Source organism: Micromonospora sp. CA-240977, assembly GCF_050942285.1.
Lineage (GTDB): Bacteria > Actinomycetota > Actinomycetes > Mycobacteriales > Micromonosporaceae > Micromonospora.
Genome location: NZ_CP192055.1, coordinates 442,809 through 464,136, shown reverse-complemented (window position 1 = coordinate 464,136; position 21,328 = coordinate 442,809). Strand labels below are relative to the sequence as shown.

Below are 21,328 nucleotides of genomic sequence, written 5' to 3'. Positions count from 1 at the left end.
CGGGCCCGGCAACGGAGTCCCACACGCGGCACTTACGATTACCCTGTGTCAGCGAGTGCCAGCCAAGATCCCCGAGTCATCGCGTTCGCGCGGTTCATCAAACGCGCCCTCGACGAGGCCGTACGGGAACGTGCCATGTCCATCGAGGACGTCGAGCAACGGACCGGCATCGGTCGGTCGACCATCTACCGGTGGCGCCGAGCCGAGATAGCCAACCCGCAGCGCACCCAGGTCCAGCAGTTCTGCGACGGCCTCGGCATCCCGCGTTCGGTGGCCTCGCAGATCCTGGGCTGGGACGGCGCGCCGCCGTCACCCACACCCGACCCGAGCACCGACCCCGACCTGCGGGCGGTCGCGCGCATCCTGATGGACCCCAACGTCTCCGCTGAGGAGAAGACCGTCATCCGGGCGACGCTGCAACACCTGGCCCGCCGAAGGTAGCCCCGGCGCGGCCGGGTCACGACCGGCGCGCACGTGCCCCTCCGTCAGCGGGGTCCGACGCGCGGCGGTCCTCGGCGCCGGTCCGCCGCCAGGCGTAGGAGGCCAGGAAGAACACCGCACCGGCCCAGACCAGGCAGTAGCCGCCCAGGCCAACGGCGCTGATCGACTCGTGCAGCCCGAAGTAGCCGATGACGAACTGCGTCGTCGGCAGCAGGAACTGGAGCATCCCGAGGACCGTGAGGGGCGTCCGGACCGCCGCGAAGCCGAACAGCACAAGCGGCAGCGCGGTGACCAGGCCGGTGCTGACGAACAACACAGACCGGACCGGACCGCCCCCGGCGTGGCTCTGGCCGGTCGCCGACAGGAAGACGAGATACCCGGCGGCGGGAACAGCCAGCGTGGCGGTCTCCACCGCCAGCGCCCGCCAACTCGGCATTGCCGCCCACTTGCGGAACAACCCGTAGATTCCGAACGTGGCGGCGAGGCCGAGCGCCACCCACGGCGGCCGTCCGGCGTCGATCCCCAGCCACACCACGCCCGCCGCGGCCAGGGCCACGCCGACCCACTGCACGATCGCCATCCGCTCCCGCAGAACGGCCAGGCCGAGGAGCGCGGTGAGGAGCGGGTTGATGTAGTAGCCGAGGGCCGCCTCGATCACCCGTCCGTTGTTGACCGCCCAGATGTAGAGGCCCCAGTTCGCACCCACGAAACAGCCGGCGCCGGCCAGCAGCGCCAACATCCGTGGCTGCCGCCGGATCGCCCGTACCCAGCTGAGATCGCGCTGGATCGCCAACACGACCGCGACGAAGACCAGCGACCAGACGATGCGGTGGGCGAGGATCTCCAGCGCCGGCGCCGGCTCGAGCAGCGGCCAGTAGAGGGTCAGCAGACCCCAGACGACGTACGCTGCGGTTCCGGCGAGCACGCCGGCACGGGCGTGGCGCACTACTTCCCCGGCTCGGTGAGGAACACCCCGAGGACCAGCGCCACCAGGGGGATCAGACAGATGATGGTGAACACGCCCTCGGGACCCCAGGTTTCCGCCGCCACGCCCAGGACCGGCGCGATGAGGCCGCCGATGCTCACGGCGAGCCCGAGCGTCACACCGGCCGCGGTGCCGGGCCTCGTCGGCAGGTAGTCCTGGCCCAGCTTGACCAGCACCGCGAACGGGATGTTCAGGGCGATGCCGGCGAGCACCGCGAGGACGAGCGGCGGGTACTCCCCGGGCGTGAACCGCAGGCCGACAAGCGCGGGTACGGCGACCATCGCGCCGAACTGCACGGTGCGGACCATCCCGACCCGGTCCGCGATCCGGCCGCCCAGCAGCGTTCCGAGAACCCCGCCGACCAGGAAGCAGGCCAGCGCGGCCCCGGCGAGGCTCCTGCCCGCGCCCAGATGGCGTATCCAGAACAACTCGATGAAGGTGATCGCGCCGAAGAACGCCACCGATCTGACGGTCTCGATGCAGGTCAACACCAGGAAAGGAACCCACCGGTCCCGGCCGTTGTCCGAAACGTCGCGGGCGGCCGGCCGCGACAGCCGGTTCCGGTACAGCAGGAAACCCATGAGTACGGCCGGCGGGATGAAGAGCGCTGTCGCTCCGACGCCCATCGCGATGAGTGCGGGAGTGGCCAGTACCGGCGCCAGAAAGAACCCGACACTGCCGCCGGCGGCGAAGATGCTCATCGCTGTGGCGCTCTCACCCGCCGCCACCCGGGCCGACTTTCCGGCGGCCGGATGGAACATCGCCACGCCGAGCCCCGAGGCACAGAGCAGCAGCCAGACCGCCACGTAGCTGTGCACGAGACCGGAGAGGCCGAGCCCGATTCCGGCAAGTGTCACGCCCACCCCGGCGAGCCAGTCGAGCCGGTAACGGTCGACGGCGACGCCGATGAACGGCTGAGGAATGGAGCTGCCCAGCGTCGCGGCGAGCGTGAGACCGCCGGCGGCCACATAGCTGTAGTGGCGATCCAGCACGAAGTACGGAACACACGCCGGCACCAGACCCTGGTAGAGGTCGTCGACCGCGTGGGCGGCGCTCCACAGTCGCATTCGCCGCCACGCCGACGGTTGCTCGTCCGGCGCCAGCACCTTGGCCGGGTTCACTCGGCTGCCTGTCTCCGTCACGATCAACTCTCTCGTCGGGGATCGCAGGAAGAATGCCGGGTCGCCCCAGGTGCGGGCTATCGATATCGTGCCGACTTATGTCGCCAAGCAGCCAAGATGTCGACGGCCCCGCCCGGGTGCCCCTGGCCGACCGCGACCGGATCGACTGGCACACCCACGCGCGCCATCAACTGATCTGCCCCCGCAACGGCGTGCTGGGGGTGTCGACACCGACCGGGCTGTGGACCGTTCCCCCGGACCGGGCGATGTGGATTCCGGCCGATGTCGCCCATTCGCACCGGGCGTACGGGCCCACCGACATGCGCGCGATCATGTTCGACCGGCCGCTGAACCCGCTGGGCGTGGATCAGCCGACCGCCCTGGCCGTCTCACCGCTGCTGCGCGAGGTGATCGTCAAACTCACCGACGACGAGGAGTTGACCGACGACGAACGGGTCAACCTCGAACGGGTAGCTCTCGACCAGCTACGACGGACTGTCACGTTGCGCCTGCGCCTGCCGTACCCGGACGATCCCCGGCTGCGGGATCTCGCCGAGATCCTGCTCGAAGACCCCACCGACCGCCGCACCCTCGGGGAGTTGGGCATGGCCGTCGGCGCCGGCGCGCGTACCCTCAGCCGACTGTTTCGAGAGCAGACCGGAATGTCGTTCCCGCACTGGCGGACCCAACTGCGGCTGCATCACTCGCTCACGTTGATCGTCGAGGGCGAGTCGGTGACCACGACCGCCGCAGCCAGCGGATACAGCGGTCCCAGTGCGTTCATCCAGGCGTTTCGCGCCTACTTCGGGATCACGCCGGGCGAGTACTGCCGAAGCCGGCGGGGCCACGATTCCTCGCCGACCGCGAACTGACGCCCGGTCGTCCCGGGGCCCGCTCCGTGAGCGGGCGGGACCCAGGTCGCCGTGCGGCCACCTGGCCACTCGCTGCCCGACACCTCGGTGCCCATCTCACTCCGCTCCACTGGGGCTCCGCGATGCCGACTCACATGTCACGATCTCCGCCATGCGTCTCCCGATCGGCCTGCTCGTCGCATCCGTCGCGGCCGGCCTGCTCGCCGCCGCGACGGCGCTGCTCGCCATGCCCGCCGCGTCGTTGCAGTTCAGCCTGGTCATGCTGCTCGCACTGCTCGGCCACGTCCTGCTGGAGCGCGGTACGCGCCGCGTGCGGTGGGCCGTCGCCGCCGGTATCGGACTCCTCGCCGTGGTGGCGGCGACGAGACTGTTCTGGTATCAGGAGCAGGTCGTCGAAGTGGGCTCGGTGGCATACGGGCCAGCGACAGCGGGCACGTCCATCCTGGTGCCGTGGCGGGAGTCGATCGACCGGGACCGGCTCGCCGCGTTGGGTCTGGCGCTCGGTGTTGTCTGTCTCGCGGCCGGCGTGTTGGCACTACCGTCCCGCGGCCGGCGGCGGGGTGCGGCAACCGCGGTCCTCGCGCTGCTGCTGTTCGCCTGGTTCGGGTTGGACTCCGCCCGGGAGTTCGTCGACTATCCGCTGGCGAAGTTGCTCGGGACGGTGTGGCCGGCGCTGCTTGCCGCTCTCGTGACCATGGGGGCACTCGCGCTGTCCGGGTGGCGGGCCGACCGGCGTTGGCTGCTACCTGTGGGGTTGTTTCTGCTGTCCCTCGGAGCGGCAAACGAATACTCGGATCTCGCCGGAATGTGGTCAGGCTGGTGGGAGATGGCCAATCCTGACCGGAACGCCTTCCTGCAACTGGGGATGATGCTGAGCTCGTCGGCGGACGACTCCCTTCAGGTGTCGACGGCCGTGGAGACGACGATCGCGCTCGCCGGGGCGGGGCTGGCTGCCACCGGCGCGTTGCGCAGCTCCCGCGAGGCCACAGACCGGATGGGCTCCCCGCTGATGGGCGACGAAGGCCCGCATACCGCCGACGGTGACGATGCCTCTTCGGCGTAGTACTCCTCGATCAACACTGTTGATCGTTAAGGTTTGGAAACGCCCTTCTGCTACCGCGCAAAAAACGCCGGTATGCGACGAACTTATCGCCGATCGGCCCGGTCGGGTCAGCCCACGAATGCGCGGTGTAATCGCTTGGTCTGCATTTTGGCGGGTGGCCGCCCAGGGTCCTGTCCATTGCGCAGTCCGGGACATCCACCCCTTCTTGCTCTCCCGTTCGCCGTCGGTAATATCTCCATGTTCTGATCTACCACGGGGAGGAAAACCAACATGCGATTGAAGTTCCCGGCCGGCGCCCTCATAGCGCTGGCGCTTCTGATTCCGGCGGCACCGGCGGCCGCTCAGTCACCATCGCCCTGGCTGAACGCGGCCTGCCAGGGCGTCGAGCGCAAGGTGTACAAGGATATCCGCGAGCTTGTCACCATCGATCTGGACACCGCCACCGTTGCCCAGGTGCGGGTGCTGGCCTATCAGATCCTGGAGGCGGCTGGCAAAGACAAGTTGCCCCATCTGAAGGACGCTCTCCAGGAGCCGCTGAATGGCACCTCGGAGGAGCTGCGGGCCTTCCTCAAGTCGGACGTTTACACGGCCTGGTCAGTGGCTTTGCGGATCTCGGTGAACCAGACGATGACGGGCGCTGGCGCCTACGTGAAAGAGGCCGCGCAGAAGGCGCTCGACACCGAGTCCGTCGACGCCTACCTGGCCTACCTGAACCACGGCCTGTACGCCGCACGTTCGACTGACTGTGCGGTCCAGCCCACGCCGACGCCGAGCGCCACGTCCAGTGCCACGCCGATCGCAACACCGAGCGCGACGACCAGCACGACGACGACCGTTGCACCGACCCCGACGTCCTCCACCAGTCCGGTCGCTGCCGGTGGCGACGGCGGTGGGCTGCCGCTGACCGGTGCCAACACCGCGACCGTGGCCGGCCTTGGTGCCGTGCTGCTGCTCCTCGGCGGCGCGGGCTACGTGATCGGACGCCGACGCCGCGCCCGCTTCGTGGCATAGCTAACTCGACGCGCCCGGCCCGACACTCGTCGGGCCGGGCGCGATCAGCGCCGGTGGATGCATCCGCCGGCGTCGCGCGATACTTCCCGTCATGCTCCGCAATGGCCTTGTCGAGTTCAGGCAGATCTCCCACCCGTCCGAGATCAGTGCCCGCCAGACACGCGAGCTGGTCGAGTGCTGGATCACGGTGGCGAACACGGGCGGTGCGGTGGGTTTCGCGTTCCCGCCCGTCGGACCGGAACAGGTCACTCCCGTGGCCGAGCGCCTCGTCGCCGACCTGGGCCCGCAGCGCAGCAGGCTCCTGCTGGCGGTGGTCGACGGGGCACTGGCGGGTTGGCTGAACCTGTCCCGTCACGTGGATCCGCTAGTGGCTCACTGGGGCACCGTCAACCGCGTCCAAACACATCCCGACTACCGAGGTCGCGGGATCGGCGCAGCGATGATGCATCGGGTTCGGCAGATCGGCCGTGACGAGATGAGGCTGGAACAGCTGCGCCTCTGCGCGCGAGGTGGGGCCGGCCTGGAAGACTTCTACGCCCGGCTCGGCTGGAAGGAAATCGGCCGGTGGCCCGGGGCGCTGCGGTTTGGCGCGGGCGATGACCGAGACGAGATTCTTATGATCCTCGCGCCGCTGTGACCTGTTCCGATCACCGTGTCAGCGGGGCCGGGCCGGCGCGGCCCGCTTGTGGACGGATTCCGCGGTTCCTCGTTGACGAGCTGGCCGCGCACGTCGCCGGGAACGCCAGGACGACTTGGTGCTCACCGCCCCAAACGGCGGGCGCTGCGCACCACCAACTTCGGGTCGACGGCGCGGTCGTCGGCCGGCCGGTCGCTCTTGGTGCCCTCGCCCTCGCAGGCGCGAGCACCCGGCCAGGGCGACGATGACCGCGAGGGTCTTGACGGTGCAGCGTGTTCGCTGAGGATGGTGCATGGGTCAGACCTTCAGTGTCTGATCAAGGCCCTGGGGCGGCGCTTGCATCGCCGTTCCCGGGGCCGTCTACTTGCGGTTGCCGCCCGGCTTGGTGCCGGGCGCCCACATTCCTTGTTGCCGGCGGCGGCACTCGGGTTGGTCACACGTGCAGTACCAGCCCAGTTCCTCGGTGGGGATTTGGTCGCCCCCGCACTTGTGCTCGACGGTGGCGAGGATGGTGTCCATACAGCCGAGGCACCTCAATGCCCTCGGCGCTACGGCTCCCGGATCCATCCCACGATCCGCTCGTACAGGTGGCTGGGGTCTTCGTCCAGGCACTCCGCGCTGGCGACGAAGTAGAGCGCGCCGACGTGCATCGAGAGGCCGATGCGGTCGCGCCGGTACTGCTCGACCAGGCGCACCTGCGCCGGCGAGCACGGCCAGGACGTGTCGGGCCCGCAGCTGCGGCAGTCCCACTCCGGCCGGCGCGGTACGTGCTCGTCGGCCAGGCGCGCCTCCAGGGCGGTGAGTTCGCGGACAGCCTGCTGGTACCGGGCCTCGCTGGCCGCCCGCGCGGTGGTCGGCCTCTCGAAACTCACGGTGTTGGCCCGTCGTAGGGATGCTCGGCCCGCTGCTGCCGTGCCAGGTCGAGCAGTCGCTGCTGGGCGGCTCGGCGGTCGCCGGCTTCCCAGGTCCGGCCGGCGGAGGCCTCGCAACGGGGCCGCCGGCGGGTAATTCGGTTGATCGGGTTGCGCCACATCGACATCCCTTCCGGGTGGATGAGCCGCGGCGGGGGCAAGCTGCTGCCGGCTGCGCGGCGTTTGGGACTCCCCGTTATCACCGGCGTTGGTTGCTGACCGGAGCCAACTGGTAGCGGGGAGCCACACCGAAAGCTAGCACACTAGGTTCGGTCAGGCAAGGGTGTCGCACAAACTTGGCACACCAGGTTGTCTGTGATCGACTGGGTGGGCTGACCGGAGGTTGCACCCCATGGCTAAGACGCCTGCCTATTTGGCGATCGCTGCGGAGCTGCGCGCGGAGATCCAGTCCGGCGCGCTGGCCGCCGGCGAAAAGCTGCCCAGCGAGACCACACTCATGACGCGGTTCAGCGTGAGCCGCACCGTCGCGAAGTGGGCAATCAGCGTGCTCAAGGGTGAGGGACTGGTACAGGGACGGCCCGGGTCGGGCGTCTACGTCCGGTCCGCCCGTCGACTGGTTCGACACGCTCACGGTCGCGACATGCGCGGAGGGCCGGGTCCGACGTCGCCGTTCGCCCGCGACGCGGCCCGCGCGGGCCAACTGGCCACCTGGGAGCACGACAGCCGCCACGACCTCGCCGACGACCCGATCGCGGTGCGGCTCGGCATTGAACAGGGCGCACCCGTGATGCGCACCGCGTATCGGTTCCTGTCCGACGGCGAGCCGATCCAGTTGTCGACGTCGTACGAGCCGCTGAGCATCACCGGCGGCACACCGGTGGAATGGCCGGAGGCAGGTACCGCGGTCGGGGTGGTCGCCCGGATGGACGCGATCGGCGTGCACGTCGACGAGTTCGAGGAGCGGATCAGCTCCCGGCCTGCCACGGCCGTCGAGGCGGAGGCTCTGGGGCTGCCCGGCCGTCCGGCGGACGTGTACGAAATCACCCGGACGTACTACGCCGCCGGCGTGCCGGTCGAGACAGCGGACATCGTGCTGCCGCGCGGTCGGTACGAGTTGGTTTACCGGATCCGGGTGGACTGACGGCGGCTCAATGCGTCGGGTACAGGCTGGGACGCAGCCGGTCCATCTCCTTGATGAGTAGCTGTCGGTCGGCCTCGCGGCGCTCCAGCTCAGTCGCCGGCCGCCACGTCCGCACCGGCTCCGGCCGCGGCTGCCGCTGGTGAGGTGCGGCGCCAACTGCCATGACGAGCAGCCGACCAGGATCGACGCCATGCGGCCTGCACGGTGACGACGCTGCGTCGTAGATCGATTGCGTACCCCCTGCGTCGCGCCGTAGGCCCGGCCGGCAAGGTTCGGGGCGACTCGCCGAACCTCGGTGGGCGGGTGGCATCGCCGAGTCACCACCGGGGGCAACAGAAAAGAGCCTCTGGCTCCCGGGCTTACACCCGAGGCCAGAGGCACTTATTCACCGAGCCGCCTGACGGAATCGAACCGTCGACCTACGCTCCTCGAACCCTTTGGCCTTGGTGTTGCCATCGACTGTCAGTATTTGGTGCTGACCTGCGGAAACAACCGGGCGAAGTGATCGTCACCTAGCACCGCTGGTCAACCGATGTCAGGGGTTACCGGGGGGGGTAAACGGGGGCGGCAACCAGGCGCGGCGCATCGCCGCCGCCGGGGCTGGTGCGGGTGGGCGCCCCGCTGTGGAGATCGCCCTGCACCTCGACAACGTTCCGTTGCGTGGGGCGCCAATCGTCATCGCGGTTGGGAACGCGTCCCGCGGGCGGCGGCAAGCCCGAGACGGGTCACCAACCTGCTCCCCAGTGAGCCCAGACAGGCTCATGGCGCAGCCCGTGTGGGGCCGTCAACGGAGTATGCAACCCATCGTCAATGAGCCTTCTTCAAGCTGATCTTGCAGCTCGAAATGGGTGTGGCAGGCCCGATGATCGATGGGTGCGAGGCTCCAGGTAGGACATCTGTCGACCAAGACTCGAAGCCCCGACCGGGAGCCTCGCCAAACTGTCCTACCCCCGCCCGATTTCGTTGTCCAGCCGGACCCTGAACCACCTCGCCGCACGCAGTCACGGCGTCATCGATGCCCTGACCAGCGCGGACGTGATGACCTTCGCCGATAAGGGCTACCAGGGCGCCCGTGGCAGCGTGCGCAGGCCGTTCAAGCAGTGTCTGCTTCCGGCCGAAGCTGTCACGCAGGCAGAAGGCAGTGCACCGGACCCACGCGAAGATCCGAGCCCGCGGAGAACGAGCGATCGCCACGCTCAAGACCTGGAAGATCCTAGTCAAGCTGCGCTGCTGCCCATGCCGAACCACCGCGATCGTGCAAGCCATCCTGGTCCTGCACCACGTCGAAACGAACCGCTACGCAGGATGAAGATTGCTCAATGGCTTTGCGCGATCGTTAAGCCAGGACGCTTGGCTCCGCCTCGGGTCATCATCGAGCTAAGTCTGCAGAGCATTTTGCTCCCCGCTGGCGCCTGGCTTGCGTCGACCAGGGTGGTCGTCGCGTTGGGACGCCGTGTGCGCGTAGGGCGGTAGTTGTCCGGGAGTTGAGGGAGCCTGTCGGCATCTTTGACGGACGCCGTCACCATGTCCACTAGGGCCTGTTTCAAAAGTTGATCCACGAGCTAGATTGCATCGATGATCTTGCGGTGGGTCGTGGTGATCTGACCGATGAGCAGTGGGCGGTGTTGGAGCCGCTGCTGCCCCGGGCGGTGGGGCGTGGTCGCCCAGCGGTGTGGTCGCGTCGGCTGCTGATCAATGGAATCAGGTGGCGAGTGCGGACAGGGTGCCCCTGGCGTGATCTGCCACCGGAGTACGGGCCGTGGCAGACGGTGTATGGGCTGTTCCGGCGGTGGCAGCGCTCGGGTGTATGGGCGCAGGTCCTCACCGCGTTGCAGGCCAGGGCGGACGCTGCTGGCTTGATCTGCTGGGAGGTCAACGTCGACTCGACGATCTGCCGGGCTCATCAGCATGCCGCCGGCGCCCGACACGACGGCGACGCGCAGCAGGAGCCGGCCGGTGGGGTGGTGCCCGAGCCAGCAGATCACGGACTCGGCCGTTCCCGGGGTGGTTTGACCACGAAGATTCATCTGGCGTGTGAGCAGGGCCAGAAGCCGCTGTCGATTCTGGTCACCGCTGGGCAGCGCGGGGACTCGCCGCAGTTCGTGCCGGTGCTGCGGGGCATCCGGGTGCCCCGGCTGGGACCGGGCCGACCACGGCAGCGGCCGGATCGGGTGCGCGGGGACAAGGCGTATTCGTCGCGGGCCAACCGGGACTACCTGCGCCGCCGCGGCATCAAGGCCACCATCGCCGAGCCCGCCGACCAGGCCAGCAACCGCAGGAAGCGCGGCGCGGCCGGCGGCAGGCCACCGGTGTTTGACGTCGAGGACTACAAGGCCCGTCACGCCGTGGAGTGCGGCATCAACCGGCTCAAACGCCACCGGGCGGTGGCCACCCGCTACGACAAACTCGCCGTCCGCTTTGAAGCTGCCGTACTCGTCGCCGCGATCAACGAGTGGCTCTGACCAGCCGGGCATCACCTCATGCGAAGCTGGGCCGGCTGACCAGCAGAGCAGGGAGAAACCGGATGGCCGCCGACTACTACTACGCCGACGCCGAGAACGGCGACCATGTCGACGACCCCTCCGAAGACGCCCTGTTCATGCTGATCGATGACCTGAACCACGACGACAACACCTTCGTCACGATCAACCCCGCCGACGACGACCCGGCCTGGTACGCATCGGTCTCACTGCTCGACGACGACACCTACGAAGTCGAACGCCGCGACGCCCACCACCGAATCCACGATCTCACCATCGAGACCGACCAAGGCGACATCGCAAAGGACCTCACCATCTGGCTGGCCGGCCGCCACTACCCCAACCGACCAGGCTGAATTCAGTCCCACACTTCTGAAACAGGCCCTAGGCGAGCAAGCCTCTGCGGGATTGCGAACGTGTTTGTAATTGACGAGGTTGGACCCGGCCGCGGTAGAACGCCGGACACCTCTAAAGGGCCTGATCATCACGCTTGAGTCAGCGGAATGATGTGCGCCTAAACAACGCCGTTTCATAGAGCAAACCAGCAAGGCTGATGCCCTCACCTCAGGTGAGGGCATCAGCCTTGCCCCAGGATCCGGACGACATCCACCAGCACCGACCGCCGAGGTCAGGTAACCGGCGTTCGCCGGCTGCGTAGCTGGCCCCAATCAGGGAACGGCAGAGTCTCTGCCTGACCGACTTCACCCCCGCCCTGGCTGGCCGACATCGGTTCGTCCTGGAAATAGCTACTGTCGACATTAGGACGCCGAGAGGTTGCCGTCTCGAAGATTGAGATCGGCACGCGTGCTTGAGCTGCTAGCGTTCGCGCTGAATAGCCAGCAGCCTCGAGGAGCTCCACGCTCTTCGGAAGCAGCGAGGGCAACTCGGCGGCGGTCCCCTCGCCGGGTTCCTGTCGACGCCAGCCTCGTGACGACAACGTCACCATCGCCCGCTGGTACGTCGATTCGCTCATCACCTTCAACTGACGAGACCGCATTAAGAGCGCCTGGAGGCTGACGCCCCAGCGCTCCTTAAGCATGAACAGCCGTTGCCAGTCAGCCTTGGCTGGCAGCTCATCGATGATGCCCGCCGCAGGCATCAAGAACTCGGAGGCGAAGCGGTGCGCCTGATCTTCGACGAGCTTGCTGCCCGGTTCCGAGTCGGTGTGCATGACTAGGTGGCCTAGCTCGTGAGCCACGTCAAAGCGTTGCCGGTAGTAGTCCTCCTTAACCGGGTTAAGCAGGGCGATCGGCCGAGCGCCTGCCTCAATCGAAAACGCATCCACAGCCGACGTTTGCGGAAGCGAGAAGACCACCAGGACACCCTTGTTTTCGAGCAACCGAATTAGGTGTCCAGCTGGGCCGACGCCCATGTCCCATTCGGCACGGATGAACGTGGCAGCCGCCTCGGCCTCGCCGGCGGCGATCTCGTCGGGTGGCACCGGCCACCGCGGGACGTCGCGCGGCGGCAACTCCACGTACTTCTCCAATGAGGCAGCAACATCGGCAACCAGGCATCCGTAGGCGTGCGCCTGATCGCGGACGATCTGGGTCGTGGACCTCAAGGATCTGAAGTGCGGCGTTGGAACAGGTGCTTCGGACGAGTCGACGCCGATGAAGAACGACGGCTCGACCTTGAGAGTCAGTGCAAGCTGCGCCACCGTTGCCGTCGCAGGCCGCTTAGTACCGTTTTCATAGCTGGCGACAGCGGTGGGAGTTTTGCCGATCCGATCAGCGAGGCCGTTTTTTCGCAACCCGGCAACCTGACGCGCCAAGGTCAACCGCCGGCCGCTGAACAGCCGCGCGGCGTCGGCGAGCCGCGCGGCTGCGGGAGGTGAGACAGCGCTCATCGCCCTGCAGACTCCGCGCCCGGCTCCTGGCCGGCGATACGGGGCCGCAGCCGCACCGGGGCGTCAGGAACGTCGGCACCACGGGCAGGCGCGGTCGGCTGCGAGGCGTCGGTCCGGATGCCGAGTCCATTGCCTCCGTCGCCTGGCAGAAGCGAGCGCAGCCACACCCAGGGCTTACCGCCGCCGACGTTGAGGCGGGGCCGTCCCAAGAACAGCTCGGTGGCGCCAGTGTGGGCGTCAAGACTGTGCGCGAGCACGATGTTGAGCACCGAGTTGCGCTCGTTCGCCGCAAGCAGTTCCCCCAGAGTAACCGGGTCGAGTACCTCCCCGATGCGGCGTTCGTACGTGCCGGGAAGGACGAACTGGTCCGGGCTGTCTGACCCCGTCTGGGCGGCGATTTTGCGCTTCGTCGGGCTCTTTCGCCCCCAAGCGATGTCGTGAACCTTGCCGTACTCGAACGAAGTGAGGAACCACCGGTACTGCCGATACCGCCATGCGGGCGAGTTGTTCAAGTCCGCACGCTCCACCCCCAAGCAGGTGGGCATAGAGGCCCGCTCGGGCGGAAGCAGCCCCGCAAGCAGCACGTCCCGATCCCGGGCGTCCTCCTTGGCGATGTACTTCTCTACGCGGAACGCCCTATCCTGCCGGTCGGCGAGCAGCGTGTGCGCCGCAATACCGAGCACGGTCTGGTTGTGACCCGTCTCAGGGTCAAAGTCTGCCCACGCGCGTGCATGTGCAGACGTCACCGCCCAGCGGAGCGACACGATGATGCCGCCCTCGGTCATATCAGAGATGACCTTCTCATCCTCCGTCACGCCGCGGACTGTACCATCTGGACGAAGTTGATGTATAAAAATGAACCTGTCGGCGAGTCGCGTGAAGTTCGGCAAGGACGAGCGCCTGCAAAGTACGTCGATCCACCGCACCAGGCCACCGGCAACAGTGGCTGTGCCGGAAGCGCAGACATGCAGAACCTGCTCGCCCCCGGTGTTTTCGGGGGGTCCCGGGGGCGGCTCAAGGTTACATAGATAAACACGATGCCCCGACCAGCATTTCCGCTGGTCAGGGCATCGTCCGTGGAGCCGCCTGATGGAATCGAACCGTCGACCTACGCATTACGAGATCAAGTTACCCACACTGCCCCACCTGGAGTCGGGGGACTTGGCCTGCGAAAACGACGCTCGGCGTCTCTCACGGTCGACCGCTGAGGTTCGACCTCTTGAGGACTGGATGAGGACTGATGCTGCGAGACCTTCTGATCCGTAGGTCCCCAAGACCATTCCGCAGCCGTTCGGCAACGTCCGGGTCGGCCTGGGCACCCCGCTCACGGCAACCGGATCGGTTCCCACTCGACCCCGCTCGGTTCGCCCCGGTGGCTTTCACGCGCAACTCCCAAGCCAGACCGCCTCATCTCTAGGGGCATCCCGCATCCGCCGTCACCTGCCTCCCTCCCGGCCGGATGGCGGCCGGCGTCCATCCGGCGGCGGCTGTTGGCTCGTGCTGGGGTGAGAGCCTGGCAGCTCGCGAATTGCCAGTGCCTGCCTGTTCAGCCAGTCCAGAGCCTGGCCGTACCAGCACTCACTGGCCTGGCTTACTCCCGCCTGTCAGGGGTCCATGTCGCGCCGACGTTCGGACGGTTTTTGCTGGCGGAAGATCAGGTCAATCGAAACTGCGAGGGTCCAGCACCTTCCGCGCACCTTCCGGCTTGCCAGCGAACAGTGCGCTCGCAAGCGTGAAGCGCAGTTGCTCAAGCCAGTCAGCCACATCCTCTAGGCCGATTCGGATTTTCTGCAATTCCTCTAAGGTCTGTGGCCCCGGCGCGTTCTTCCTGGGATGCAGGGTCTTCCACTCGGCTAGCTCGCCGCGCTCCGCCAGCAACTGGTCTAGCTCTTCCTGACTGCGGAGATTTGCCAATAGTTGGACGCTGATCGACTCGCTCCGATCAGCAACGGACCAGATACTATGGGCAACAGCGTGCCTCGCCTCTATCCGAGCCTTTACCTCTTCCAGATTCGCCAAGGTCCACTCAAGAAGCGGACCTCCAAAAAGCTCGGTCACCCGCCGCTCTAACCCCTTATATAGCTTGCTGCTCTCTTTCCGCAGAAGCGTTTCAAAGCCTTCCGGATGCTTTAAGGCCAACAAGGCTAGGGCGAGCTGGCGATCGACACGAGCGGCTGCGATCGTTACCCGCCCCATCTCGGCGACGATCTCAGACGGCGGATAGAGCGCCCCCCAACGCGCCTTCATCCAGTCGAACCTGCCCGCATCATCTTCCTCGTCCTCCGGCCCGTGACTCAACCCGTCCTCTTCCTGCTCGTCCTCGGCACACAGAGGAACCCAGTATGTCCGCCGTGTCTACTCGTCATCGCTGGCGGATCTTCGACCTGAGCCATGGTTCCGCCTGCACGGGTGGCTGTACGGCCGCAAGCCCGGTCAGCGACGCGCGTGCCATCAACTCCTACTCTGCTCGCATGAGTGCTCAAGCGGTGAATGCGGCCGTTCCCGTGGCGGCCTTGGCGCTCGGGATCATCAACCTCTGGTACGGCGTCTTGCGGCCATGGTGGCGCAACCGGTCGGGAGATCCAGATGCGAGGTTGGAGCTGGTGACCTACCAGACCCGCAACGGGTGGCAGCAGGATGAGCGGATCGTATTAGCGAACCGCGGGCCAGCACAGATGACCGACGTTCGATTCCTAGTCAAGGACGATGGCGGCCAGGACTACACCAACGACGTCGGCGCTCTCTGGCCTAGGCAACCTGTTGCTGTCATCCACCCCGGACAGACACTGCAGCTCAAGCTAGATCGGACATTGGAGCATGACCGCCCAGGCTCTCTCCTGGTTCGCTGGCGCGACAGGCGACGGGGGCAGCAACAGCGGGAGTTCTGGCTGACTTACCACCAGGTGCCCTAGGGCAAGGGATCGTCATAGACTCTGAGCGCAGCAGGTTCGGGTGGGGTCGTGAATCCGTCGCGAAAGCTACAGAGGTTCGGGTCCTCTGCCCGCCATCAGGGAGCGGCAAGGCTTTGACCTGCGGAGACGAGTGTCAGGGGCCTTCGTCGTCTCTTGCTGATTGTTGACCTTGATTACCCCTGCTTGTCCGAGCAATCGGGCGCACAACGGGCACGAGGAGAGTCTTGGACGTTGGCGGCGCTTTCACCGGCTTTGCGACCGCGATTGCAACCATTTTCGGACTGTCCCGAGCCGCTCGCCTCCGGCATGCCATTGAAGCGAACGTGAAGCTGCTCGGTGAGATGAAGGCGCACGAGGAACTCAAGGCCTCCGGCGGGCACATGGCCGAGTTGATCGAGCTGCAAGTCCGTCGCCTCCAGGAGATCGGCGACGGTACGGTCAAGAAGGAGCGTGACCCCGGCGGCGGCTTTGTTGGCTTGTGCTGCACGCTGCTCTCCGCCGTGCCGCTGTACTTCTTGGCCTCGCAGCTAGAGCACTGGTGGGGCGTGTTGCTCTTCGCGGTGGACCTTGTGCTGGTCCTTCTGCTGCTCGGTGCAACCATTTCTGCCTACCGGTCACCTCCACGAAAGTCGAAGTCAGAGAAATCGGCTACCTAGCCAGGCCACCGGAGTGCGAGCTCTTGCGGATCTCCTCGTCGGGCAGTCGTAGGCCTTCCAGCTGTCCCCGTCCGGGACAGCATCAGGTGGGACTAGACGCCGGCAGCCCGGGTGTCGTACTCCGGTTGATGCGTTGCAGGTTGGCTTCACACGATGCGTGAGACTCAGGCCATGGAGTTCGTCTGCTACCACCGCGACCGGCCCGGTTCCATCCCGCTGCGCTCGGACCTGTTGGAGGAGCACTGGTCCTACATGGACCGGTACGCGTCGCAGATGATCGCCCGCGGCCCGACCTTCGCCAGCGACGGCGCCACCCCCACCGGCAGTCTGCACATCGTCGACCTGCCGAATCCCGCCGCCGCCCGCGCATTCGCCTTCGACGAGCCCAATTACCAGGCCGGCGTGTATCGGGACGTGTTGCTGCGCCGGTGGCGCAACATGCTGGGGCGCACGATGTGGGATTCTCCCGCTGGCCAAACCGGTGGCAACCGGTACCTGGTGCTCGGCCTCGGCTCGGGGGAGGCCGCTGATTCTGCCGTGCCGCCCGACCGGGACGAGCTGATCGCCTACGGGCCGCTGCTCTCCGACAACGGCAACACCTGGCTGGGTACGGCGGCGCTGCTCAGGTCGCCCGACCAGGACACCGCACGCGCCGTCCTCAACCCGGACCGGTACGCCGACATCGAGGTCCACGACTGGCAGTTCGGCGGGCGGCCCTCGTAGGCCGAGAACATTCAGCACATGACGAAGTCGGCCGGGACGATCCGCACCTGGTCGGGCGACGGCAATCAAAAGGCCCAGGTCATGATCGGCATGAGAGCCGGTGACCTGGGCCTTCGAGTGGAGCCGCCTGACGGAATCGAACCGTCGACCTACGCATTACGAGTGCGTCGCTCTAGCCGACTGAGCTAAGGCGGCAACGATGAGCAAGTGTACGGCACCCTGTTGCCCGACCCCGAACGGGATACCCCCGCGCCACCACCCACCGGCAACCGGACAACGACTGCCAACTGACCCGTTACCGGACAGCGTATCGATGGATCCGGTACTACGCTGCGGCGGGTGAGCGACGAACGCGACGACCACCGGGCTCCGGCGGCCGACGACCACCCCGACAGCGAGCGTGCCCGGCCTCGGCCACGCACCACCGATCCGCTGGAGTTGGGCTTCACCCCGCGCAAGCCGGTGCCGTGGCTGGCACCGTTCCTGCTGATCAGCACCGGCATCCGGACGCTGCTGGCGATTCTCTTCGGCGCCTACCTGGACAAGCGCGAGCTGCAGAACGCCTTTGGCGACGACATCTTCCGCCAGGCGGGACCGGACGGCGGGCTCTGGCTCGACTACGTGGCCGACCTCGGTGACGGCTTCAACGCCACGTACTCGATCGCGTACCTGCTGGCGCAGCCGGAGCTGACCGTGAACGGACACCGGCTGCCCCGGGCCCAGACCCTGGTGATGGGCGGCGACCAGGTGTATCCGTCGGCGGCCTACGCGGAGTACGAGAACCGGTGCAAGGGCCCTTACCAGGCCGCGTTGCCGTTGACCCCGCCCGACCGTCCCACGCTGTTCGCGGTGCCGGGCAACCACGACTGGTACGACGGGCTCACCGCCTTCCTGCGGCTGTTCGTCCGCTCCCGGGACCGCAACTTCGCCGGCTGGCGTACCGGGCAGTCGCGGTCGTACTTCGCGGTGGAGTTGCCGGCCGGCTGGTGGCTGCTCGGCGTGGACGACCAGTCCGGCTCGTACCTGGACGACCCGCAGTTGGCCTACTTCGACGAGGTGGCCCGACGGCTCGGCCCGGAGTCGAAGGTGATCCTGGCCGCGCCGTCGCCGACCTGGATCAAGGCCGCCGACAGCCCGACGGCGTACGACTCGATCGACTACTTCATCCGGACGATCATCGACCCGACCGGGGCACGGGTGCGGCTGCTGCTCTCCGGTGACCTGCACCACTACGCCCGCTACGCCGGCCCGGACCGGCAGTTGATCACCTGTGGCGGCGGCGGGGCGTACCTGTACCCCACCCACAAGCTGCCGGAGCGCATCGAGGTGCCGCCGCGCGACACGCTGGCCCGCCGGGCGAGCCGTACGCAGCCGTACGACCTGGTGGCCCGCTACCCGGACGCGGCCCGCTCCCGCCGCTACGGCTGGGGCATCTTCGCCCGGCTGCCGTTCCGCAATCCCGGCTTCACCACGTTGCTCGGCATCCTGCACACCCTGCTGATGCTGGCCATGGCGGGCGCGACGGCGAACTGGGGCGACAGCACCAACCAGCGGCTGTTCAGCGTCCCGCTGGTGCTGATGGTCCTCGTGACGGTGGCGGCGGCGGTTCTGTTCGCCAAGCCGCCGAACGCCAACGGCAAGCGGCACGTCCGGAACTGGCTCCTCGGCGTCAGCCACGGGGTGGCCCAGGTGGCGCTGGCCGCCGGCGCCACCTGGGTCTGGTTGGCGCTGCCGTTCTACGAATGGCCGTGGCCACTGCCGGCAGTGGCCGCCGCGGTGGTCTACGGGCCGGTGATCGGCCTGGTCGCCAGCCAGGTGGTGGCGGCGTACCTGCTGGTGGCGGGCTCGTTCGGAGTGAACGTCAACGAACTGTTCGCCGGGCAGGGCATCGAGGACTCCAAGTCGTTCCTGCGGTTGCGCATCGACCCGGACGGGACGCTGACCATCTACCCGATCGGGGTGGACCGGGTTTCCCGCGACTGGCAGGTGAACCCCGACCAGTCCCCCACCGCGAGCTGGCTGACCCCGAAGACTCGCCTGGCCCCCCACCTGTCCGAACCCCCCATTGTCCTGCCCTGACGGAGGGCGGGAGCAGGAGCAGCCCTACCGACTCTCGTACGCCTGGCGTGACCCGCAGACATCGGACAGCGAGCATCGCTTGGTGGACCCGTCCGCGATCTGCCGGACGGTGACCGTCTCGCTCGGCGGATGACGAGATACGACCTTGGCTGTCCCGTCCGGCGTCTCCACCCGCTGGCCGGACAACGGGTAGTTGCTGCTCTCGGCGTAGAGAGGGTGCTCGTATTTGAGGCAGCACATCAACCGGCCACACGCGCCGGAGATGCGCAGGGGGTTCAGTGGCAGGTCCTGGTCCTTGGCCATCCGGATGGTCACCGGCTCGAAGTCGGTGAGGAACGTCGCGCAGCACAGGTCCCGACCGCAGGAGCCGATGCCGCCCTGCACCCGCGCCGAGTCGCGCGCGGAGAGCTGGCGTAGCTCGACCCGGCAGTGCAGGGTGGCGCCCAGATCACGGACCAGGGAGCGGAAGTCCACCCGGTGCGGGGCGGTGAAGTAGACGGTGCTGCGCTCGCCGCCACCCTCGGCGGAGCCGAGCACGTGGTCGACCGCCACCACCTTCATCGGCAGGCCGTGCGAGCGAATCAGCCGTTTCGCGGCCACCTTCGCCTCGGCCTTGCGACGCCGCAGCGCCTCGTCCCGGCGCAGGTCGTCGTCACCGGCGAGCCCCACCAGCCGGGGAAAGCCGTCGGTCTCCTCGGTGACCCACTGCGCGGCCCACACGCACTCCGCCACCTCGGCCCCGTCGTCGGTGGGCACCAGCACCTTGTCGCCCACCTGCGGACGCAACTCGCCGGGATCGAGGTAGTAGAGGCGCCCGTATCGGTTGAAGCTGACCGCGCAGAGCATCCCCATCCCCCCACCCTACGACGGATCACCGCAGAGGACGCGCCAGCCAGTCCCTCCACTGCCATCCATGACCGTCGACTCGACCGATTGCCGGGCGGCCCGTCGTGCCGTTACGCCTCGCCCGGACGGTTGAATCCGCGCCCGGACAGCAGACAAGCACGCCCCCGGCGGCGTTGAGTGAAGGCAGACCTGCGGGGGGTGCAGGGGGAAGACCACGGCGTCGCCGTGGACGCCGGCTCCGGTCCGACGTCCGTGCGCGACGCCGTGGCCTGTCCGAGCGGCTACCAGCCGACGCGGGTGGGCTGGTCATAGTGCGGCCGGCCGTCCATCGGCGGTCGCCACGCGGTCTCGGCGAGGCTCGGTGCCCACTGCCGCAGCAACGTCTCCGCGCCGTCGTACGCGACGCAGAGCACCGCCAGCACCCGCGCGGCGATCTCCGCCGCGTCGGCCACCCCCGGCCCGACCGGCCCGGGGCGGGTCGCCGGGTCCGTGGCGGTGGCGGCGACCACGGCCACCGCCTCGGCCGAGCGCAGCACGTCGGCCAACGTCCGGGCCAGCGCGAGCCGGCTGCCCTCCACCCAGTCGGCGAGTGCGTCGGCGTAACCAGCTGTGGATTCGAGCCGTCCGACCAGGCTGTCCGGACCCTCGTCGAGGTGGCGCAGCAGCGCGGCCCGCTGTTGCCCGTACGCGGTGGCGGCCGGGCCCGACCAGAGCACCGAATCGGTGAGCGCGGCGGAGACGTCGTCGTACCCCCGGACCAGCCGGCGCACCGCGTGCCCGGCGTGCGCGAGCGGCGCGGGGTGCAGGTCGAGGAAGCCGCGGACGGCGTCGCCCGGCAGCACCTGCATCCGGCGCAGCAGCGGCCAGACCCGGTGCCCCTCCGGGACGCCGGCGGCGATCAGCCGGTCAACCCGGCGCAGCAGGTCGAGGCCGGGTTCGGCGAGCCGGTCCAGCGCGTCCATCAGGGCTCCCCGGCTAGCCGGCGGCGGGCCGCCCTGTCGACCTCGGCGTAGCGGTCGGCGGCCTCCCGCACCGCCGAGGCGGCGGCGGCCAGTCGACCGGCGGCGGTGCGGGCCTCCCGGGCCCGGTCGTCGGTGGCGGTGGCCCACTGCCGGTGCAGCGCGCGACCGATCTCGCCGGGGCGGCCCGGAGCGTCGGCGCCGAACGCGGCCTGAGCCGGGTCGCTGGCGGTGACGGTGTGCGCGATGGCGGTGAGCGTGGCGCTCGCCTCGTCCAGTCGGGCGGAGAGCGCGCGCAGTGTGTCCATCTCAGGCCCCCGCTAGTGGTCGGTAGGCGGCGAACGTCTCGTTGTGCAGCTTCTCCCGCGCCCACTCGGCGGCGTCGGCCGCCGCGGTGACCGCGGCCTGCACGGAGCCTGCGACATCCCGTGGGTTGCGGGTGTGCAGGGGGCCGAGGAACCGGACGTGGGTGATCCGCCCGCCGGCGGTGACGACGACCTCGACCAGACCATCCGGCGACCGGACGGTCACCTCGACGGTGGACACCGCCTGGTCGAACTCGGCCTGAAGCTGCTCGATCCGGCGGTATCGCCGCACCGCCTCCTCGATCCAGGCTTCGTCGATCTCCCCCCGTGGCATCGGCCGACTCCTCCCGGATGAGCCATCACTGAGCGTGCCGTC

The 21,328-nt window shown here is 68.0% G+C and carries 24 protein-coding genes, 1 tRNA gene and 1 pseudogene; 13 read left to right on the top strand and 13 right to left on the bottom strand.

Going from position 1 to position 21,328, the window contains the following annotated elements:
• Positions 1–45: 45 nt before the first annotated feature.
• A complete protein-coding gene (locus tag ACQPWW_RS02260) occupies positions 46–441 on the top strand; it encodes a helix-turn-helix domain-containing protein (protein ID WP_355027340.1) in 396 nt (131 codons plus the stop codon).
• 16 nt (positions 442–457) lie between these two features.
• Here the strand turns inward: ACQPWW_RS02260 and rarD are convergent, their stop codons facing one another.
• Together rarD and ACQPWW_RS02250 are read right to left on the bottom strand one after the other, a co-directional pair.
• Positions 458–1,366, bottom strand: a complete 909-nt coding sequence (gene rarD / locus ACQPWW_RS02255; protein WP_433128613.1) for an EamA family transporter RarD — start codon at positions 1,364–1,366, stop codon at positions 458–460.
• 20 nt (positions 1,367–1,386) lie between these two features.
• Entirely contained in the window at positions 1,387–2,568 is a 1,182-nt protein-coding gene (locus ACQPWW_RS02250) for an MFS transporter (protein WP_433128611.1), read from the bottom strand.
• A 77-nt stretch (positions 2,569–2,645) separates the two neighbouring features.
• Here ACQPWW_RS02250 and ACQPWW_RS02245 point away from each other — a divergent pair, with 77 nt between their 5' ends.
• From ACQPWW_RS02245 to ACQPWW_RS02230, 4 genes are all read left to right on the top strand, one after another.
• On the top strand, positions 2,646–3,419 hold the full coding sequence (locus ACQPWW_RS02245) for an AraC family transcriptional regulator (RefSeq protein WP_433128609.1): 774 nt from the start codon (positions 2,646–2,648) through the stop codon (positions 3,417–3,419).
• A 151-nt stretch (positions 3,420–3,570) separates the two neighbouring features.
• On the top strand, positions 3,571–4,482 hold the full coding sequence (locus tag ACQPWW_RS02240) for an aminopeptidase (RefSeq protein ID WP_433128607.1): 912 nt from the start codon (positions 3,571–3,573) through the stop codon (positions 4,480–4,482).
• Positions 4,483–4,752: 270 nt separating this feature from the next.
• Positions 4,753–5,493, top strand: a complete 741-nt coding sequence (locus ACQPWW_RS02235) for an LPXTG cell wall anchor domain-containing protein (protein WP_433128605.1) — start codon at positions 4,753–4,755, stop codon at positions 5,491–5,493.
• A 91-nt stretch (positions 5,494–5,584) separates the two neighbouring features.
• The gene (locus tag ACQPWW_RS02230) at positions 5,585–6,130 is read left to right on the top strand and encodes an N-acetyltransferase family protein (protein ID WP_433128603.1); all 546 of its coding nucleotides are present in this window, start codon (positions 5,585–5,587) and stop codon (positions 6,128–6,130) included.
• Positions 6,131–6,490: 360 nt separating this feature from the next.
• Here the strand turns inward: ACQPWW_RS02230 and ACQPWW_RS02225 are convergent, their stop codons facing one another.
• Entirely contained in the window at positions 6,491–6,649 is a 159-nt protein-coding gene (locus tag ACQPWW_RS02225; RefSeq protein ID WP_355027345.1) for a hypothetical protein, read from the bottom strand.
• A 29-nt stretch (positions 6,650–6,678) separates the two neighbouring features.
• Positions 6,679–7,002, bottom strand: coding sequence for a hypothetical protein (locus ACQPWW_RS02220; RefSeq protein ID WP_433128600.1), 324 nt, complete (start codon positions 7,000–7,002; stop codon positions 6,679–6,681).
• A gap of 391 nt (positions 7,003–7,393) precedes the next feature.
• Here ACQPWW_RS02220 and ACQPWW_RS02215 point away from each other — a divergent pair, with 391 nt between their 5' ends.
• Positions 7,394–8,143, top strand: coding sequence for a GntR family transcriptional regulator (locus ACQPWW_RS02215; protein WP_433128598.1), 750 nt, complete (start codon positions 7,394–7,396; stop codon positions 8,141–8,143).
• Between the two features lie 7 nt (positions 8,144–8,150).
• Here the strand turns inward: ACQPWW_RS02215 and ACQPWW_RS02210 are convergent, their stop codons facing one another.
• On the bottom strand, positions 8,151–8,306 hold the full coding sequence (locus tag ACQPWW_RS02210) for a hypothetical protein (RefSeq protein ID WP_433128596.1): 156 nt from the start codon (positions 8,304–8,306) through the stop codon (positions 8,151–8,153).
• A gap of 827 nt (positions 8,307–9,133) precedes the next feature.
• Between ACQPWW_RS02210 and ACQPWW_RS02205 the strand changes: the two are divergent.
• From ACQPWW_RS02205 to ACQPWW_RS02195, 3 genes and pseudogenes are all read left to right on the top strand, one after another.
• A pseudogene (locus ACQPWW_RS02205) lies at positions 9,134–9,452 on the top strand (transposase family protein); the annotation flags it as partial.
• Positions 9,453–9,729: 277 nt separating this feature from the next.
• Positions 9,730–10,605 (top strand): IS5 family transposase, encoded by an 876-nt coding sequence (locus ACQPWW_RS02200; protein ID WP_433128594.1) that lies wholly within the window; start codon positions 9,730–9,732, stop codon positions 10,603–10,605.
• Positions 10,606–10,667: 62 nt separating this feature from the next.
• On the top strand, positions 10,668–10,979 hold the full coding sequence (locus tag ACQPWW_RS02195; RefSeq protein WP_433128592.1) for a hypothetical protein: 312 nt from the start codon (positions 10,668–10,670) through the stop codon (positions 10,977–10,979).
• A gap of 272 nt (positions 10,980–11,251) precedes the next feature.
• Here ACQPWW_RS02195 and ACQPWW_RS02190 read toward each other — a convergent pair whose 3' ends face one another.
• From ACQPWW_RS02190 to ACQPWW_RS02180, 3 genes are all read right to left on the bottom strand, one after another.
• On the bottom strand, positions 11,252–12,472 hold the full coding sequence (locus ACQPWW_RS02190) for a helix-turn-helix domain-containing protein (protein ID WP_433128590.1): 1,221 nt from the start codon (positions 12,470–12,472) through the stop codon (positions 11,252–11,254).
• Positions 12,469–13,287: a hypothetical protein gene (locus ACQPWW_RS02185; RefSeq protein ID WP_433128588.1), complete on the bottom strand. Its 819-nt coding sequence runs from the start codon at positions 13,285–13,287 to the stop codon at positions 12,469–12,471. Before ACQPWW_RS02185 ends, ACQPWW_RS02190 begins: the two co-directional genes overlap by 4 nt.
• Positions 13,288–14,131: 844 nt before the next feature.
• On the bottom strand, positions 14,132–14,770 hold the full coding sequence (locus ACQPWW_RS02180; RefSeq protein ID WP_433128586.1) for a hypothetical protein: 639 nt from the start codon (positions 14,768–14,770) through the stop codon (positions 14,132–14,134).
• Between the two features lie 44 nt (positions 14,771–14,814).
• On the opposite strand from ACQPWW_RS02180, the gene ACQPWW_RS02175 reads away from it, so the two are divergent.
• The 3 genes from ACQPWW_RS02175 to ACQPWW_RS02165 all read left to right on the top strand — a co-directional run bounded on the left by ACQPWW_RS02175 (position 14,815) and on the right by ACQPWW_RS02165 (position 16,763).
• On the top strand, positions 14,815–15,384 hold the full coding sequence (locus ACQPWW_RS02175; RefSeq protein ID WP_433128584.1) for a hypothetical protein: 570 nt from the start codon (positions 14,815–14,817) through the stop codon (positions 15,382–15,384).
• Positions 15,385–15,608: 224 nt separating this feature from the next.
• A complete protein-coding gene (locus tag ACQPWW_RS02170; protein ID WP_433128582.1) occupies positions 15,609–16,040 on the top strand; it encodes a hypothetical protein in 432 nt (143 codons plus the stop codon).
• 153 nt (positions 16,041–16,193) lie between these two features.
• Positions 16,194–16,763, top strand: a complete 570-nt coding sequence (locus ACQPWW_RS02165) for a YciI family protein (protein WP_433128580.1) — start codon at positions 16,194–16,196, stop codon at positions 16,761–16,763.
• A 118-nt stretch (positions 16,764–16,881) separates the two neighbouring features.
• Here ACQPWW_RS02165 and ACQPWW_RS02160 read toward each other — a convergent pair.
• A tRNA-Thr gene (locus ACQPWW_RS02160) sits at positions 16,882–16,958 on the bottom strand.
• Between the two features lie 144 nt (positions 16,959–17,102).
• Between ACQPWW_RS02160 and ACQPWW_RS02155 the strand changes: the two genes are divergently transcribed.
• Positions 17,103–18,842: a metallophosphoesterase family protein gene (locus ACQPWW_RS02155; RefSeq protein ID WP_433128578.1), complete on the top strand. Its 1,740-nt coding sequence runs from the start codon at positions 17,103–17,105 to the stop codon at positions 18,840–18,842.
• Positions 18,843–18,866: 24 nt separating this feature from the next.
• Here ACQPWW_RS02155 and ACQPWW_RS02150 read toward each other — a convergent pair whose 3' ends face one another.
• The 4 genes from ACQPWW_RS02150 to ACQPWW_RS02135 all read right to left on the bottom strand — a co-directional run bounded on the left by ACQPWW_RS02150 (position 18,867) and on the right by ACQPWW_RS02135 (position 21,286).
• Positions 18,867–19,694 (bottom strand): PSP1 domain-containing protein, encoded by an 828-nt coding sequence (locus ACQPWW_RS02150; protein ID WP_433128576.1) that lies wholly within the window; start codon positions 19,692–19,694, stop codon positions 18,867–18,869.
• A 275-nt stretch (positions 19,695–19,969) separates the two neighbouring features.
• Positions 19,970–20,650 carry a hypothetical protein gene (locus tag ACQPWW_RS02145; RefSeq protein WP_433128574.1) on the bottom strand — a complete coding sequence of 227 codons (681 nt, stop codon included), beginning with the start codon at positions 20,648–20,650 and terminating at the stop codon, positions 19,970–19,972.
• Positions 20,650–20,955: a hypothetical protein gene (locus tag ACQPWW_RS02140; protein WP_433128572.1), complete on the bottom strand. Its 306-nt coding sequence runs from the start codon at positions 20,953–20,955 to the stop codon at positions 20,650–20,652. The genes ACQPWW_RS02145 and ACQPWW_RS02140 overlap by 1 nt, the downstream gene beginning before the upstream one ends.
• Before the next feature lies 1 nt (position 20,956).
• Positions 20,957–21,286 (bottom strand): YbaB/EbfC family nucleoid-associated protein, encoded by a 330-nt coding sequence (locus ACQPWW_RS02135; RefSeq protein ID WP_355027350.1) that lies wholly within the window; start codon positions 21,284–21,286, stop codon positions 20,957–20,959.
• Positions 21,287–21,328: the final 42 nt, after the last annotated feature.